We start from the raw sequence: 17,825 nt of genomic DNA, 5'->3' as shown, positions 1-17,825 counted from the left end.
TTCCCCCTATTTTTCATTAAGTGAACTATCTCTTAACCCTAAAGCTTTTAGCATTGTTTGGAACTTAGCTGATGTTTCTGCTAACTCATCTTCTGGTTTTGACTCAGCAACAACTCCAGCTCCTGCATATAAACGCAGTGTATTTTCTTGTACTTCAGCACAACGAATTGTAACAATCCATTCTCCATCTCCATTTAAATCGCTCCATCCTAGCATTCCTGTAAAGAACTCGCGGTCAAATGGCTCAATATGCTGTATAGCCTCTCTTGCTTTTTCCATTGGAGTTCCGCAAACTGCTGGCGTAGGATGAAGGGCAATTGCTAATTGTAAAGAAGAAGTATTTGGATTCTTCAGTTCACCTTTCACTTCTGTAGACAAATGCCACATCGCTTCACTATGAATAACTGATGGCTTTTCTGGAACATGTAATGTATGACAATACGGACGAAGTGCAGCAGCAACCGCTTCAACTACTACCGCATGTTCATGTAAATCTTTTGGAGAAGAAAGTAATTCCTCTGCTCTTCTTTTATCTTCTACTGGGTCCTCACTACGTGGCCTTGAACCAGCTAACGGATTAGAAATAACTTGCATACCATTACGTGAAACAAGTAATTCAGGACTTGCTCCAATTAGCGTCTTACTGTTCTCTTTTTCATCTTTCGGTAAATTCACAGCAAATGTATAACCATGCTTATTATGTTCTGCTAATTCTCGCAGAAGTTTTTGCTTATCAATCTTTTCCGAAGATTTAACATCTAACGATCTAGATAGAACGATTTTCTTTAAATCACCGTCCTGTATTTTTTTAATTCCTTGCTTCACACCATTCATATAAACTTCAGGGTCTGGTACTGGCGTCATTTCAAATGTTACGTTCTCATTTGTTTCAAGCTGATTTGTTGTATCCAATTGTAAACGCTCAGAAATCCTACTATATTCTGGTACGATAAGTTGGACTTCTTTTCTACGATCGAATGGCAAAGCACCCACAACGATAGGATTTGGATTTCCAGCTTGTTTCGCATTACTTAATGTCGCTTGCACAAGCTCTGGGAAATTTTCAATTTCACGATGCTTTACTGTAGTAAACTCTCCTTCTGCTAATATAGTTCGAGTTGGTGAAGCGAAAAAGAATGAAGATTCAGTCTTATAATCTTCTAAAAGTTTTTCTGACAATTCTTTTACAGCTATATGTTCATTCATAATATAATAACCTCCTGAATTTTTATTAAACTCCTAACGTAGCACCGCCATCGACACATAAATTGTGCATTGTAATATGACTTGCTCTATCTGAGGCTAAAAATAACACTGCTTCAGCAACTTCTGAAGGTTGTGCAATTTTTTGTAATGGAATTCCGAGTCTATATGTATTTTGAGAACCAGTAATTATATTTTTAGCTCCATTCTCATCAGCCCATAGTAATCTTTGCATCTCAGTTTCAGTAGAACCTGGAGAAACTAAGTTGCAGCGTATATTGTATGCCGCAAGCTCTAGTCCTAAACATTTCATAAACATCGTCGTTGCAGCCTTTGACGCAGCATACGCTGCCATCTCCATTCTCGGCGTATTTGCCGCATTTGAACCGACTGTAACAATTGCCCCTGATTTTCTTAACATCATATTTTTACTTACCGCTCGGGACATATTGAAAACCCCTGTAGTATTTACAGAGAATGTTTTATTCCAATCTTCATCACTTAACGAATGAATTGGTCCCATACGTAAAACCCCTGCAACATTTATTAAAATATCTATTGGCGCTATTTCATTTGCAATATGATTTACCATGTCTTCAACAGCAGCGCTATTACTCACATCTAAACGAAACGTTTTCATACGTGTTTTATTTAATTCATTTTGATTTAAGAGTACATTTAACCCCTCTTCATTTTGATCAACCGCAATAACTGTGGCTCCTCTTTCTAAAAACATTTTGGCAACAACACTGCCTATGCCTTGTGCTGCACCTGTTACTAAAACTGTTTGCCCATCAAATTCCCCTAAGTTCATTTTCTCTATCCTTTCACATAAACATTAATTTCATTAAGTAACATAAATGATATTGATTTTCATTATCAGTCATGTTGTAAAAAATAATACACTTACTAAACTAATTGGTCAAGTGCGCATTACTTTAAAATCCATTTTATTGATAATGTTTTTCATTTACTATCTTACACCGAAATGATAATGTTTCTCAATAAACTTGTCAATCTTTTTTTATTTTTCAGATAAAGTATTTTAATGCTTCTTAATAAAATCATACCTAAACGCATTAAATGTACTTATATTATAAATAAAATTCAAACTCCTCTTTTTAAAATTGAAGAAGATAAACTAGAGATACGTTCATTTACAATGCTTTATGAAAAACTCAAGTATATATTTTCTCAATATTTTTCTGAAAATATATCTTACAAATACTAATGAATGTCTTCTTTATCATTTAAGATTTAATATATATTTCGAATATGATGTATCAATTTATTATATTCCAAATGGGTATTCCACTCACTTTTACATCTATAAAAATCACAAAAGTAATTTAACCTTGTTAAAATAACTCATAAAAAAAGCATCCTAATTAATAGAATAGGATGCTTTTTCGTAATCATAGTGTTATAGAAGATTTGTATACTTATGCTACGCTGCGATACTCTTCTTCTTGTTCTTTTTTCTGTTTAGGTGCTTGAATTAAAATTGCGATAATGAATGACACGACACATAATACACCGATCACCATGAACGTTGGTTTGAATCCACCTAGAAGTGCACCGATAAAGGAACCTGCAAGCGCCCCAAATCCAAATCCTTGATACACAATTCCGTAGTTCTTACTATGGTTTTTCATACCGAAGAAATCACCAACAATAGCTGGGAAAATAGTGATATTTCCACCAAAGCAAAACGCTACACTTGCTACACATACGAAGTAAATACCATAATTTAAATCTACAAAACTTAGAACTAAGACTGAACTCGCCATAACAACAAAAGTAACAGTAACGATTTTTAAACGCCCAATTTTATCCGATAACGGTCCTAAAATGATACGACCTAATGTATTGAAGATTGCAACCATAGCCACCGCATTAGCTGCTGTTGCTGCGCTAAGCCCTACAAGTTGAACACCAATGTCTTTTACCATACCAATTAAGTATAAGCCACTCATACATGATGTAAATAACATGATAAATAATAAGTATACTTGTTTTGTGCCTAACATTTCTTTCGTTGTGTATTCCTTAGTTTTTGTTTCATGAACTGCTCCTTGATCTGCAGCTTGATGGATTAAACAAGCACCAATTACAATCATAGTTGTAACAATTAAACCCCAGTATATAAATGCTTGCGATACACCAACTGATTCAATCAACTTTGCGTTAACGTATTTAAAGATTAAGCTACCTGAACCATATGCAGAGACAGAAATACCAGCAATTAAACCTTTACGCTCTGGAAACCACTTTATTAAATTTGATAGTGAAGTGATATATGCTGTACCATCTGCATAACCTACAACAACTCCTGCTAGTACATAAAGTAATATTAATGAGGACGCTTGTGAGCTAAGTATTAACCCTAGTCCTAATGCTAATCCAGCTATCATAATAAGTTTACGAAGTCCCCATTTTTCTTGCAATTTACTCGCAAATAAAGTTGAAAATGCTAAAGAAAGACTAGTAATTGAAAAAGTTATCGCAACAGCGTTAAGACTCCAACCGTATTTACTAACTAAAGGCTGATTGAATAAACTCCATGTATATATCGTCCCAAGCCCCATTTGTACTATAACTGTGCCAAGGACAACAAGCCATGGATTAACAGTTGATTTTTTCATACCTTTCCGCCTCCTCTTTCTATTTCAATGCTATTCGCTAAATTTACTTTTTTTATGTTCATTTTGGTCACCTCTTTTGATTTGACACCTTCATTGTATAAGATGTTTTCGCTTATGTAAGCACTTACAAGATAGAGCGTCAAAAACATGGAATCAGTTACAAAAAACGAAGGATGAAATACAAAAAACTACTGATTAAATACAATAGAAAAATTTTTTATACTTCGATTCACCTTATTTTTTATAAAATCACAAATTTTTTTCCAATAAATAAAACTAAATATTCACTAATATATCTATCCGTGGTTTAATATATATAATAAAAAAATATTTCTGTCTTTAATGAGGAGGTACTATGAAAGCAAACGTAGGGGATACTATACTTTTTCAACGAAATAATTTAAAGATTACAGGATCTGTATTAAAACTTTATACTGAATCGGTCTTAGTTGAAATTACAAATGTAAGCGGTGGTACTTTTGAATTTGATCGAACAATTGTAAATCATAAAAACTATAAAGTTTTAAATACAAATACATAAAACAACACAAAATAGCCCCTGCTCAACAGCAGGGGCTATTTTATATAAAAATATTTCACTAGTTTATATACCCTAAAACATTAACAATCTTACTCGCTTTTAAATTGTTAATATGATAATAAATTTCTAAACCTCTTCTCTCTGCTCGTAACACTTTACCCTTCATTTTTGATAAATGTTGTGAAACAGTAGATTGCGGAATATTCAGTAACTCTGTTAATTGTGTTACATTACAAGTTTTTCTCGTACTTAATTCATTTACAATTTGCAGTCTGATTGGATGCGCCATAATTTTTAAAATATCTACATCTTCTTCTGAAACTAAAGTTTTTCTCATTTCACTCGTATATGTTGTCATAAGACATTCCCCTTTTATATGAATTCCATATTCATAAGATCTATTTCCAAATTTTTTAAAACCCTTGATTAAAACTTTCATATAGAAATAAAAGGATTTTAAATTTTTGAAAACAGAACTTACATTCACTTTATTTATTTATTTATTTGGTACATATACATAATACAATGTTAATATGTGCTCTATGTGAAGTTCACATAAATTTGTGATGAAGATTTACTTAGCCACTCGCATCCTACTCATCTAATTACCCACTGCATAAAATCATCAGTTATTTTAACACATTTTAGGCGTTTGTATATACTATTTATAAAACAACTTTTATAAAGGGAGGATTCATATGCCTACAGCGTTACAAGAAGAAGTCGAAGAAGCACGGGAAACATATGTCAGTCGTATCATCTTAGTTGGAGGATCGACTTTATTTTTAGTAGGCGGGGTTATTTCAGCAATTTCAGCTTTTAAAGCTTATAATCGTTTGGAGAATACGCCGCCTTCTACAGATAATTCATAGATATTTTATAAAATAAAACGTCGCCTCCAATATGAAGAGACGACGTTTTATTATTCATATATATGACACTAAAAGTATCGGTAGATTCCCTACTCCATTTTTTAAGCTTACTTCACCACAAACCGCGTCTGACTACACCCATCCTTCTGCTTCGTTACTTCTAATACAGCTGGCATTGCGTTTTTCAATTCTTGTACGTGTGAAATGACACCGATAAATCGGCCTGATTTTTGTAAGTCAATTAAAGCATCTACTGCTTTCGTTAATGATTCTTCATCTAATGAACCGAACCCTTCATCGATGAACATCGTTTCGATGGAAATACCACCTTCATATGCTTGAATGACATCTGCCATCCCTAGCGCTAGGCAAAGTGATGCGTTAAATTTCTCTCCGCCGGAAAGTGTTTTTACATCGCGTGTTTGGCCAGTGTATGCATCGTATACATCTAAGCCTAATCCACTTTGACGGTTTCTTTTTTCAACTCGTTCACTTCGTTTTAAATAAAATTGTCCATTTGATAATTTACGTAGTCGTTCGTTTGCGATTTGAACGATTTGTTCTAAATACTCAATTAAAATGTAACGTTCAAATGATATACGGCTCTCGTTATCACCTTTCATTACTTCATATAAGTCAACAAGTTCTTGGAAGGCTTTTTCTTCCTCGTGAATTTGTTCGTCAATACTTCTAATGTTTTCATGTAAATCAGAAATATATGTTACTGCATTTTGCGCACGTTGACGTTTTTCTTTAATTATATCGAGATTAATTTCTAGTTCTTTTATGTGTTCACCTAAAGATGTAATATCCATATACTCTTTATCTTTTAATTCTGAGTTTAGCTCTTCAATTTGTTTTGCAAGCACTTCAAGAGATGAATAATAACCTTGAATTTCTTTCTGTAACATCTCCATCTCGGCATCGCTTAATTTGGCTTCTTTATACGTGAATTGATCTGTAAATCCGCTTTGTTCTAGCTCTTTCATAAAGCGTGCGAAAGTCTCTTCTTTCTTCAATTTTGCACTTTCAAATTGATTAGAAGCACCTTTCTGTTCTGCTTGAATACGTATATTTTCATTTTGCCAATGTTGATACGCTTCCTGCACTTTCTTCCATTCGTCCTCCATTAACCTAAGTTCGTGCATAGCTTGGTCAAACTGTGCTTTCCAAGCTTGTACTGTTTGCAAGTTTTCTGGAATATTTCGTTTATCATGTTCATATGACGTACGAAGTTGCATGCACTCCATTTCTGTACGGTGCTGCATTATTTCTACTTCCCGTTTTTGTTTCTGAAGTTCTTCTATTCTTTCTTCTACGCTTTTCATGTTCGCAGCAATCTGCTTACGTGTTTCTTCACTTGCTTTTAACGTATTAACGTCTGCTGCTAATTGTTTTCCTTTTTGAACAAGTACACTATATGTTTCAACTAATTTTTCGGAGTTATAGCCACGCTTCACAACTTCTTCTATCACTTGTTCATATTGTAGTCGATAAAAATTCCATTTCTCCTCTACTTGCACATGTAATTTTTCAGCAATGTTCTTCTTATCTCTTAAATCGTTTAACTCTTTTTCATCGATCGCATTACTTTGCTCTGTAGCTTTTTGCGGATGATTCGTACTACCACATACCGGACAAGATGCACCGTCATGTAAATGAAGAGCTAATATACCAGCTTGTTCACTTAACCAACGGCGCTCCATGTTTTCATATGCACGAACTACCACGTGCATTTTATTATTTGCCACTTCTTTTTCTTGCTCGAATTTTTGTTTTTCTTGCCAAACATCATACGCTTGCTTTAAAACTTTTGCATCTTCTCGCATATTCGTTAGTTCTTCTACTTTAGCTACATATTGCTCAAGTGCTTGTTCTAATTGCTGCAATTCATCAGACATTCTCTGTTTTTGGCTTGTATGCTCTTCTAGTTGTTGATCCAACTTTTGCATACTTTCTTTTAATTTCCCTATTTGAATTTCGGCATTTTGTAAATTCAGCTTTCTCTCAGCTAATGATTCAATGATTGCTTGTAACTCTTCTAATCTTTGAACAAGTTTTTTAGCCTCTTCTCGTTCAGCTTCTTTATTCTTTACTACTTCATACTTCTCCTGAGCAAGTTCAAAGCTGTTCATTATCTGTTCTTGTTTGACGATTATCTGTTTTAACAAACTTTCAGCTTTCTGCTCATTTTGCATCGCTTCTTCATACCATTGTTCAAATGGTAATAAGCGCTTTGCTTGTTCCGCACGTTTAAAGGATTTTTCTTTCCTTTCAATTGCTGCACGGTTCTCTTGTAAAGTGTTATATTTCTCATTCTTTTGTTGTAAATCTATAAATTTCTCATTTACAGATTTTGCTGCATGAAAACGTGTTTCTGCATCCTTTAATTGCTTCGTTTGAACATCTTGTTCTACTTGTAATTGCTCAACCTCTGCCTTATACACTGTTGTTTCTTGTTCTAACGCTTCTACTACTTGATGCGTATTTACATGTTCTTGTGCCGCTAATGTCTCTAATAATGCTCCATCACGGATTGGTAATTTAAAAACATTACGGAAATAGAGCTCTCTCTCTTTTTGTTTTTCTTGTAAAACATCTTTCCATTGTTTTCTCTTTTGATCAAGTAACTCACGCATTAATTTATAACGATCCGTTTTAAAAATACGACGTAAAATCTCTTCTTTGTTTTCCGTCTCAGATGTTAATAGTTTTCGGAATTCACCTTGTGGTAACATAACAATTTGACTAAATTGATGTTTACTTAACCCAATTAAATCTTCCACTTTTTTGTTTACGTCTGTTACATGAAAACGATCGACGGCTGGAACGTTTTCTCCATCAATAACTTCATATAATTCTACTGCATGTCCTGTAATGGTCTTATTCCCTTGTTTTTTATGTCCAAGTTGTCTTTTTATTTCATAGCGTTTCCCTTTTAATTGAAAGGTTAGTTCTACACTTGTATAAACATCATCATCAGCAAATTGACTTCGAAGCATGCTCGTATCACTACGTTCTTCTCCACTAGCCTCACCATATAACACATAACAAATCGCATCAAAAATCGTTGTTTTTCCAGCTCCCGTATTCCCAGAAATAGCGAAAATACGATGTTCTCCAAGATCTTCAAAATCGATTACTTCTTTCTGTTTATATGGCCCGAATGCTGTCATAATAAGCTGAATCGGTCTCATCCTCGTTCACCTTCCCGTTCTTGCACTGTTTGTAATACATCTATAAATAGACGTTCTTTCTCTTCTGATAAATCTAACCCTTTCATTTCTTTATAGAAAGCCTTTAAAAGAGATAAATCATCCGTTTTATGTCTTGAAACCGTTACTTCATTTGTATCTGTGAGTTCTCGCCTTTGCATCGCTCTTTCAACGTGCATTGCATTTGGATATACAGATCGTATTTTCTCCATTGGCTGTAAGACAGGGTTTTCATCTAATAATTTTACAAATACGTAATCTTCACTTACTGGGTGCTGTAATAATTCATCTATTTTCGCTTCTACTGTTCGCATTTTACGACGTGGTGAAAGTAACCTTTTTTCAATTGCTACTTCACCAGTTTCATTCAGTTCTACAATGTAATAACCTTTTTTATGTTTCTCTTCAGAAATTGAATAGGCAAGTGGTGAACCTGAATATCTAATGGTCTCATTACGTACGAAATGCGCTTGATGTAAATGTCCAAGCGCTGTGTAATGAAACTTATCAAAATAATGACTATTTACATATTCAGCACCACCAATTGAAAGTGGTCGTTCTGCATCACTTGTATTCTCCTCCGCTTCTCCTGAAGAAGTTACAAATGCATGTCCAACAAATACATGTCTAGCTTCTTTATCCATTGTTTCAGAGAGCTCATTCATAAAAATGCGCATCGCATCATCATGAGAACGTACATCTTCATTTTTCAACACGTGTCTAACTATGCTTGGGTCTGCATACGGTATTAGATGGAAGTGAACCTCTCCATATTCATCATTTAGTACAACAGGTTCATACGGGAATTGAAATTGGCCTGCAATATGTAATCCCTGTTTTTTCATTAAACTACTCCCAAAATGGATACGATCCGGACTATCATGATTACCAGCTACTGCAATAACTGGTGTTTGTAAATCAATAACTATTTTTTGCAGCACATCATTTAATAAGTCTACTGCTTCTGTAGGTGGAATTGCTCGGTCATATAAATCCCCTGCAATAATTACAGCATCTGGTTTTTCTTCTTCAACAGCCTGTACAAACTGATCTAATACAATCTTTTGGTCTTCAGTCATATACACGCCATGAACAAGCTTACCTAAATGCCAATCCGCTGTATGAAATAACTTCATATTTTTCTACTCCTTTTAATTTACTGATTTTAGTGAAACGAGTTGATAGTTTATTGTAGTTTTTCCGTTCTCCCACTCTAGCTTCAATATCGTTGCACTTCCAATTCTTTCTTCATTTGATTTATATAAAGGCAATATTTCTTGAATTGTAAATAAGTGATAACCATCCAATATTAATTGAAATATATTTTCTTCAATATGTAATCTTACTTCTTTTTCATTTGAAATAATTTTTGTGTGCATCTCAAATTTCATGATAGATACAACCCCTTTTTATAATCTCTACATTTTAATAGTATAGTGGCTATGCAAGATTGACAAGTACATACACAGCAAAGTACACACTTTTCTATTGTTATATGTTTTATGTATTTTATATAAAATACGGTATGTGAAATTTTATATTTTCTCCAAAATAAAAATGCCTATTGTGACATCTTTATTTTTGTATAAAGTCTTTCATTACATAATATAAAACGGTAATTAAAACGATTGCGACGAAAAATGAGAACACTGCGACAATGTACCCATCTTTATTTAATAAAATACAGAATGAAATAGATATTATAAAAATCGGAAATACGAGACGTACTTTATCCTTCACTTCTTCTGTCGTATCTGTATGATGAAAATACTGCGTTATCCCTATCATTAAAGAAGACAAAATAATAACCGACAATAGTAAAGGTCCTGGCATTCCGATTTCTCCTTTCTCTATTTCTAATTCAGTGTAAAATTTTTTATTACAATTGTACGATTCATTTTTTCTTCAAACACTCTTTTTAGAATTGATAATGAACAATTCACACCTATATAATAGCGCTTTTATCATTATAACTTCAAATAATTACACTTACAGTAATGTTGTAATATTCCCCCTCAGTCTCTGAAATCCTGCAAAGATAACTCGTCAAAATATGCGGTGACCAAATTAATATTTACCGTCAACTTTTGACAAAATTTATAAAGGACATTTCAGTACATATCAAGAATTAAGAATAAGAAGATATGTAAAGGAGGATGCATTATGACTGAACACGTTTTATTTTCTGTTAGTGAAAACGGCGTTGCAACAATTACTTTAAACCGTCCAAAAGCACTTAATTCTTTATCTTATGACATGTTACAACCTATCGGACAAAAACTTAAAGAGTGGGAACACGATGAGCGTATTGCACTTATCGTGTTAAAAGGAGCTGGCACAAAAGGTTTTTGTGCAGGTGGCGACATTAAAACTCTTTATGAAGCGCGTTCCAATGAAGTGGCATTGCAACATGCAGAACGTTTTTTTGAAGAAGAGTATGAAATTGATACATATATTTATCAATATACAAAACCGATTATTGCTTGTTTAGATGGAATTGTAATGGGCGGTGGTGTCGGTCTTACAAATGGTGCGAAGTATCGCATTGTAACTGAACGTACGAAATGGGCAATGCCAGAGATGAATATCGGCTTCTTCCCAGACGTCGGAGCTGCATATTTCTTAAATAAAGCACCTGGATATACAGGACGCTTCGTTGCTTTAACAGCATCTATTTTAAAAGCTTCTGACGTATTATTTATTAATGCTGCTGATTACTTTATGACATCTGATTCATTACCAGAGTTTCTTACTGAACTTGAAAGTGTAAATTGGCATAAAGAAGTTGATGTACATACTAATTTAAAAGAAGTTATTCGTACATTCGCAACTGCTCCAAACTTAGAAAGCGAGCTGACTCCTTCATTAGAAGTAATTAATTCACATTTTGCTTACGATACAATTGAAGAAATCATCCATTCATTGGAGAAAGATGAAAGCTCCTTTGCTCTAAAAACGAAAGAAACACTGTTATCAAAATCACCTATTTCACTAAAAGTAACATTAAAACAGTTTATTGATGGACAAGATAAATCCGTTGAAGAATGTTTCGCTACGGACCTTATACTTGCTAAAAACTTCATGAGACATGAAGATTTCTTCGAAGGAGTACGCTCCGTTGTCGTTGATAAAGATCAAAATCCGAATTATAAATATAAACAGTTAATTGACGTTTCAGAAGAAGATGTGAATCGTTTCTTTAATTTACTTAATGCATAATATGAAACTGTAATGAGTGGGTGCTTTGTTCATCCCCCACCTAACTTCTTTGCTCCAGTTAAATCTTGTGCGGTGGAAATCTTACTACTCGCAAATAGCGGGATAAAATCGAGGCTATATAGTAGTGTAATTACAGCTACTATATAGCCTTTTTTATTTAATAATTTTTAATAAAATGTAATTTTATTAAATCCATTTTTGTGCTACACTGATTTTAATCAAATATTCTAAAAATAAAAAGGAGGGGCGGCTATGATAGAAAATTATCTTCTTTTCATCATTATGTCTATTTGCCTTATCATTTTACCTGGTCCAGATACAGCAATGGCTACGAAAAACACATTGGTTGCTGGTAAAATCGGTGGAGTGAAAACAGTGTTTGGTACATGTATTGCACTATTAATTCATACTTTAGCTGCTGTAATTGGTCTTTCTGCACTTATTGTAAAGTCAGCTCTTTTATTTTCTATTTTCAAGTACGTTGGGGCTCTCTATTTAATATATATCGGTATTAAAGCCCTTTTAGCAGTAAGAAACAAAGAAAACTTAGATACAAATGATCTATCTTTGAATAATGAAAACGAACATACTTCTTGCTTTCGCCAAGGATTTCTTACAAATTTATTAAATCCTAAAGTTGCAGTCTTCTTTTTAACTTTTTTACCGCAATTTTTAAATCCAAATCATAATACATTTATTCAACTTCTTGTAATGGGCCTTACTTACCTCGTTTTAACAGTCATTTGGTTTGCATTTTATATATTTTTAATTGATAAAATTAGTGCTTTTATGAAAAAACCAAAGACGCAACGTTATATTCAAGGGCTAACAGGAGTCGTCCTAATTGGATTTGGTATTAAACTAGCTTTTGAAAAAAATAATTAACAAGATGAAAACCACCACCACTATTAATAGTGGTGGTGGTTTTCATTTAATAGCTGATTTGGCTGTTTACTCTATATTAAAACCAGCGCTCAGTTACAACTTTTTTACGTGTATAGAATTGAACGCCATCTGTACCATTTGTACCTAAATCACCAAAGAATGAAGCTTTATTTCCTGCAAATGCGAAGAATGCCATTGGTGCTGGAACGTTTACATTTACACCGATCATACCAGCATCGATGTTATCACGGAATGTTTGTGCATGTTTACCATTTGACGTATAAATAACCGCACCGTTTGCAAATTTAGATTGATTTGTTAGTTTAATACCTTCTTCTAAATCTTTAACACGTACAATGCTTAATACTGGAGCAAAAATTTCATCTTGCCAAATTTTCATTTCTTGATTCACGCCATCAAAGATTGTCGCACCTACAAAGTAACCTTCTCCAACTTCTTCATTAATTTTACGGCCATCTACTAATAAAGTTGCCCCATCTGCTACACCGCTATTAATATAGCCTAAAACGCGCTCTTTATGAGATTCACGGATTAATGGTCCAACATAGTTATCTTCGTTAAAGCCATCGCCTACTTTTAATTTTTTCGTTTCTGCTACTAATACATCAATGAATTCATCAGCAATTTCATCCACTACTGCTACTACTGAGCATGCCATACAGCGCTCTCCACTACTTGCAAATGCAGATCCAATTACACCTTGTACTGTTTTCTCAAGATTGCAATCTGGCATTACAATCGCATGGTTTTTCGCACCTGCTAACGCTTGTACACGTTTTCCGTGTTTTGTACCTGTTTCATATACGTAACGAGCTACCGGCTCAGATCCAACGAACGAAACAGCTTGAATATCTTTATTTTCTAAAATGCTATTTACAACATCTTTTCCGCCTTGTACTAAATTTAATACGCCTTTTGGGAAACCTGCTTCATAGAATAATTCTACAAGTCGCTCCGCTAAAAGTGGCGTTCTTTCCGATGTTTTTAATACGAATGTATTACCGCAAGCAATTGCAAGTGGGAACATCCATAATGGAATCATCATTGGGAAGTTGAACGGTGTAATACCAGCAACAACTCCGATTGGGTAGCGCCAAATTGATCCATCAATTCCGCTAGCAATATTCGGAAGCGCTTGTCCCATCATTAAATTAGGTGCCGATGTTGCAAGTTCTACCGCTTCAATACCACGCTGTACTTCACCTGTTGCATCCGTTAGCGTCTTACCATTTTCTAGCGTAATGATTTTTGCAAGCTCATCTTTGTTTTCTTGTAATAGCTGTAAATATTTATATAAATTTCTTGAACGATTCGGAACTGGTACTTTAGACCATGTTTCGAATGCTGCTTTTGCCGCTTCAACAGCTTTTTCAACATCCTCTTTTGGAGATAGTGGAACGTAAGCGATAATTTTTCCAGTCGCTGGATTTGGAACTGCTTCTACTTCCGTACCTGTCGATTCAACCCACTCACCGTTAATGTGATTTCTCACTCGTTTAATTTCAGTTGTAATCATTGTATTCTCTCCTTTGTATAATTTATTTTTGATTAGAAATTAATTGCTCGCTAACTTTCTTATATAAAGCAGCCATATCGTTTTCACCATATCCAGCTTGACTCGCTTCGTCATATACATTTAATAACATTTCGCTTACCGGTAAATGGAGTTCGCTTTCCTTAGCTAAGTCAACTGCAAACCCTAAATCTTTCTTCAATAAGTTCACAGTAAATCCTGGCTCGTAGTTTTCAGGTGCTATAAAACTTTTAAAATTACGTTCATAAATTCTGCTTTGGCCGTAACTTACATTTAAAATATCAAACATTTTATCTAAATCCATATTGTTCTTTTTCGCTAATGTTAAAGCCTCACTTACACCAGCTGTATAAAAACCAATTAATAAGTTATTAATTAACTTAACAGTTGTACCACTATCAATCTGCTCACTAACATGGAAAATGTTCGCGCCTAGAACGCCCATGATAGATTCCGTTTTCTCATATACCTCTTTTGATCCACCAACCATAAACGTTAATGTACGATTTTCGGCTCCAATTACACCGCCGCTCACAGGTGCTGCTAAAAAGTTTACTTTCTTTTCCTTTGCAGCTTCCTCTAATTGTTTGTTTAACTGCGGCGATACCGTACTTGTATCAATGAAAACTACATTCGAGTGACCATTTTCAAATAATCCTTCTGCTCCAAAATATACCGCTTCAACAGCGCGAGGTGAAGGTAAACTTGTAAAAACTACATCACATGTTTCTGCTAGTTTTGAGATTGATAGACCGATAATTCCGCCTTCTTTTTCAAAGGACGCTTCTGCCTCTTTATTTAAGTCCACGCCATATACTGTGTAACCTGATTTAGCTAGATTTTTTGACATCGGAAGACCCATGTTACCTAAACCGATAAAACCAATCTTTTTCATATCGCTTTCCTCCTATTTACACAATATATTTCCCGCGATTTATAATAGCTTTCGCAATTTCTCTCTTCTTCGTAAATACGTTCGTGTATAAAGGTACTAATAATTGACGGATTTCAGCTAAAATCACATGTCTATCTTGTTCTTCTGTGACAGCCGCCGAAAGTACAGAAATCGCTGCTTCTTCTACTTTACGGTATCCTTCTTCACAAATAACATCCGTTATGAGTTGCTTCGTACGTTCTTTTTCCTCACCATTTTTACTTACCGCTTTTCTCGTACGTAAAAACGCTGATTCCATGACGTACACGTCCGTCAACATATTTGAAATTACACGTGAATATTCTTGTTCTTGGTCGATTTTTAGACCTGGAGTTTTAGAGAGCGTTTTCAAAGATTGTTTCAACAATTTTTTCGCTAATAAAATGTAACGATGGTTTCTTTCGACATTTGCTACATCACTTTCTACTTCAGTATCTTCTAATTGTTCGATTTGCTTCATTAACATTTTGGCAACTGTTAATCTATTAATTTCATTCGTTCCTTCAAAAATACGACTAATTCTAGCATCACGATATAATCGTTCTACCTCATACTCTTGCATATAACCATAACCACCATGAATTTGTACAGCTTCATCTACGATATAAGCAAGTGTTTCAGAAGCGTTCACTTTATTAAGTGCACATTCAATTGCAAATTGGGACATTTTCTTCATAAGATCTTCATCGCTCTCATGAATTGCTTCATCGATTACACCTGCTGTACGATAAGCTGCACTTTCTGCTCCATATGTAGCAATGATCATATTTGCAATTTTTTCTTGAATCATCGTAAAGTCTACTAATTCCGTTTGGAACTGTTTTCGCTCTTTTCCATATTGAACCGACAAACCAATTGCTTGTTTTGCTGTTCCAATATTTCCAAAAGCAAGTTTAAGTCTTGCAAAGTTAAGAATATTAAGGGCTACGTGATGCCCTTTCCCAACTTCCCCTAAAACATTTTCAGCAGGGATGACAACATCTTCTAAAATAAGAGTCGCTGTTGAAGAACCTTTAATCCCCATTTTCTTTTCTTCTAATCCAATAGATACACCTTCACATGTTCTTTCGACAATAAACGCTGTCATTCCTTTATTTGTCTTCGCAAAAACAACGTATACATCTGCCATATGAGCATTTGTAATCCATTGCTTCTCACCATTTAACTTCCAAGCTGTTCCCTCTTCATTCAATACGGCGCTTGTTTTTGCACTTAATGCATCCGAACCAGCATTTGGCTCAGTTAAAGCATAAGCACCAATCCATTCTCCCGATGCGATTTTCGGTAAATATTTTTCTTTCTGTTCTTTCGTTCCATAATATATGTAAGGCAATGTACCGACACCAGCGTGTATATTAAAAGAAACGCTAAACGCACCAGCGTAACCCATTTTCTCTGCTACAAGACCTGAGACAGCCTTTCCTAACTCGAACCCGCCATAATCTTCTGGTACCTCAATGCCTAATAATCCAAGTTCCCCAGCTTTCTCAAATAATTGACGAGAAACTTTATAGTTATGTTGTTCAATATTCTCCATTTGTGGAACAATTTCTTGTTTAACGAATTGTTCTGTCGTTTTTGCGATTAAATCTTCATCACCTGAAAAATCTTCTGGTGTAAAGTAAGTATGATTTATATCTTTATTGAGTGAAAAAAATTCATCCCATGGTAACTTCGTTTTCTCCATATGTATCCCCCTATCATTCGGCTTTCATAGCTTTTTGCTTATGCTCGTCTACGATGAGTGGAATATCTTTTTTGAAAATAGAAGGCGATGATTTTTCACATCAAGCATTTTATTTTGCCAAAGATGTATTTTCATCGCCTTCGCTGCTTTATCTATTGATCTTCTGATAATACTGTTTTTGCAATACCAGTATCTAACTCTTCAAAGTCATGATATGAAATTGTTTCGTATAATTCACTTCTCGTTTGCATATTAGAAAGTGCATCTTTTTGAGAACCTGTTTCTTTAATTAAAGTAAACACATTTTCATACGCTTTCGCTGCAACGCGAAGTGAAGTTACAGGATAAATAACCATTTGGAAGCCCATATTCGCAAATTCCTCTGCACTATAATATGGAGTTTTTCCGAATTCAGTCATATTCGCAAGTAAAGGTGCATTTACCTTGCTATTAAATAGACGGAATTCTTCCTCTGATTGAAGCGCTTCAGGGAAAATTGCATCTGCACCTGCTTTTACATATGCATTTGCTCTTTCAATTGCTTCATCTAATCCTTCAACGCCGCGAGCATCAGTACGTGCTACAATGTATAAGCTCGGTGCAACTTCTTTAATCGCTTTAATTTTTTGAACCAATTCTTCTGTAGTAACAAGTTTCTTACCATTTAAATGTCCACATTTTTTTGGTAATTGCTGATCTTCAATTTGGACAGCTGCTACTTTCGCTTCCACCATTTCTACAGCTGTTCTCGCTACATTTAGTACACCACCAAATCCTGTATCAATGTCAACAAGAACAGGTAAGTCTGTAGCTCTTACTAAATCTCTTGCTCTCTCAGCCACTTCAGTAGACGTCACGATACCTAAATCTGGTAAGCCTTTACTTGCAGTATAAGCAGCTCCTGATAAATAAAGAGCTGAAAAACCTGTATTTTTTGCAACTAAAGCCGCCATTGCATCATGAGCACCTGGAATTTGCAAAATTTCATTTGCTTCTACTAAAGCTCGGAATCGATTCGCAAGCTCCTCTTGTGTTGACTGCTTTTTCACAACCCAAGCCATTCTAAATT

At 34.6% G+C, this 17,825-nt stretch carries 16 protein-coding genes; 4 read left to right on the top strand and 12 right to left on the bottom strand.

From position 1 onward, the window contains the following. Positions 1-6: 6 nt before the first annotated feature. The 3 genes from dhbC to CQ064_RS21120 form a co-directional block, all read right to left on the bottom strand. Complete coding sequence (gene dhbC, locus CQ064_RS21135) at positions 7-1,206, bottom strand: isochorismate synthase DhbC (protein WP_001002072.1); 1,200 nt, start codon at positions 1,204-1,206, stop codon at positions 7-9. A 25-nt stretch (positions 1,207-1,231) separates the two neighbouring features. Then, positions 1,232-2,017 (bottom strand): 2,3-dihydro-2,3-dihydroxybenzoate dehydrogenase, encoded by a 786-nt coding sequence (dhbA, locus tag CQ064_RS21130; RefSeq protein ID WP_001048438.1) that lies wholly within the window; start codon positions 2,015-2,017, stop codon positions 1,232-1,234. 628 nt (positions 2,018-2,645) lie between these two features. Next, the gene (locus tag CQ064_RS21120) at positions 2,646-3,848 is read right to left on the bottom strand and encodes an L-lactate MFS transporter (RefSeq protein ID WP_000750124.1); all 1,203 of its coding nucleotides are present in this window, start codon (positions 3,846-3,848) and stop codon (positions 2,646-2,648) included. A 355-nt stretch (positions 3,849-4,203) separates the two neighbouring features. On the opposite strand from CQ064_RS21120, the gene CQ064_RS21110 reads away from it, so the two are divergent. After that, a complete protein-coding gene (locus CQ064_RS21110; RefSeq protein ID WP_000646793.1) occupies positions 4,204-4,389 on the top strand; it encodes a YkvS family protein in 186 nt (61 codons plus the stop codon). A 58-nt stretch (positions 4,390-4,447) separates the two neighbouring features. Here the strand turns inward: CQ064_RS21110 and CQ064_RS21105 are convergent, their stop codons facing one another. Beyond that, entirely contained in the window at positions 4,448-4,747 is a 300-nt protein-coding gene (locus tag CQ064_RS21105) for an ArsR/SmtB family transcription factor (protein ID WP_000214801.1), read from the bottom strand. 340 nt (positions 4,748-5,087) lie between these two features. On the opposite strand from CQ064_RS21105, the gene CQ064_RS33685 reads away from it, so the two are divergent. After that, positions 5,088-5,261, top strand: a complete 174-nt coding sequence (locus tag CQ064_RS33685) for a hypothetical protein (RefSeq protein WP_001141668.1) — start codon at positions 5,088-5,090, stop codon at positions 5,259-5,261. Positions 5,262-5,368: 107 nt separating this feature from the next. Here the strand turns inward: CQ064_RS33685 and CQ064_RS21095 are convergent, their stop codons facing one another. The 4 genes from CQ064_RS21095 to CQ064_RS21080 form a co-directional block, all read right to left on the bottom strand. Beyond that, positions 5,369-8,458 carry an AAA family ATPase gene (locus CQ064_RS21095; protein ID WP_001247452.1) on the bottom strand — a complete coding sequence of 1,030 codons (3,090 nt, stop codon included), beginning with the start codon at positions 8,456-8,458 and terminating at the stop codon, positions 5,369-5,371. Next, positions 8,455-9,612: an exonuclease SbcCD subunit D gene (locus CQ064_RS21090; protein WP_000765150.1), complete on the bottom strand. Its 1,158-nt coding sequence runs from the start codon at positions 9,610-9,612 to the stop codon at positions 8,455-8,457. The genes CQ064_RS21095 and CQ064_RS21090 overlap by 4 nt, the downstream gene beginning before the upstream one ends. Positions 9,613-9,627: 15 nt before the next feature. Beyond that, entirely contained in the window at positions 9,628-9,867 is a 240-nt protein-coding gene (locus CQ064_RS21085) for a DUF2584 family protein (protein WP_000667344.1), read from the bottom strand. Between the two features lie 184 nt (positions 9,868-10,051). Next, positions 10,052-10,309: a hypothetical protein gene (locus tag CQ064_RS21080; protein ID WP_001119409.1), complete on the bottom strand. Its 258-nt coding sequence runs from the start codon at positions 10,307-10,309 to the stop codon at positions 10,052-10,054. Positions 10,310-10,639: 330 nt separating this feature from the next. Between CQ064_RS21080 and CQ064_RS21075 the strand changes: the two genes are divergently transcribed. After that, complete coding sequence (locus CQ064_RS21075) at positions 10,640-11,695, top strand: enoyl-CoA hydratase/isomerase family protein (protein ID WP_000134922.1); 1,056 nt, start codon at positions 10,640-10,642, stop codon at positions 11,693-11,695. 252 nt (positions 11,696-11,947) lie between these two features. After that, entirely contained in the window at positions 11,948-12,580 is a 633-nt protein-coding gene (locus CQ064_RS21070) for a LysE family translocator (RefSeq protein ID WP_000572348.1), read from the top strand. 76 nt (positions 12,581-12,656) lie between these two features. Here CQ064_RS21070 and CQ064_RS21065 read toward each other — a convergent pair whose 3' ends face one another. From CQ064_RS21065 to prpB, 4 genes are all read right to left on the bottom strand, one after another. Then, on the bottom strand, positions 12,657-14,117 hold the full coding sequence (locus CQ064_RS21065; protein WP_000633369.1) for a CoA-acylating methylmalonate-semialdehyde dehydrogenase: 1,461 nt from the start codon (positions 14,115-14,117) through the stop codon (positions 12,657-12,659). A gap of 22 nt (positions 14,118-14,139) precedes the next feature. Continuing rightward, positions 14,140-15,030, bottom strand: a complete 891-nt coding sequence (locus CQ064_RS21060; RefSeq protein ID WP_000719400.1) for an NAD(P)-dependent oxidoreductase — start codon at positions 15,028-15,030, stop codon at positions 14,140-14,142. Positions 15,031-15,046: 16 nt separating this feature from the next. Further along, positions 15,047-16,756, bottom strand: coding sequence for an acyl-CoA dehydrogenase family protein (locus CQ064_RS21055; protein ID WP_000415995.1), 1,710 nt, complete (start codon positions 16,754-16,756; stop codon positions 15,047-15,049). 152 nt (positions 16,757-16,908) lie between these two features. Then, on the bottom strand, positions 16,909-17,817 hold the full coding sequence (gene prpB, locus CQ064_RS21050; protein ID WP_000312640.1) for a methylisocitrate lyase: 909 nt from the start codon (positions 17,815-17,817) through the stop codon (positions 16,909-16,911). Positions 17,818-17,825: the final 8 nt, after the last annotated feature.

It is taken from the genome of Bacillus sp. MYb78, assembly GCF_002975115.1.
GTDB classification, from domain to species: Bacteria; Bacillota; Bacilli; order Bacillales; family Bacillaceae_G; genus Bacillus_A; species Bacillus_A cereus.
Note: the sequence above shows the minus strand (reverse complement) of the source record. Positions and strands in the feature narration are given on the sequence as shown.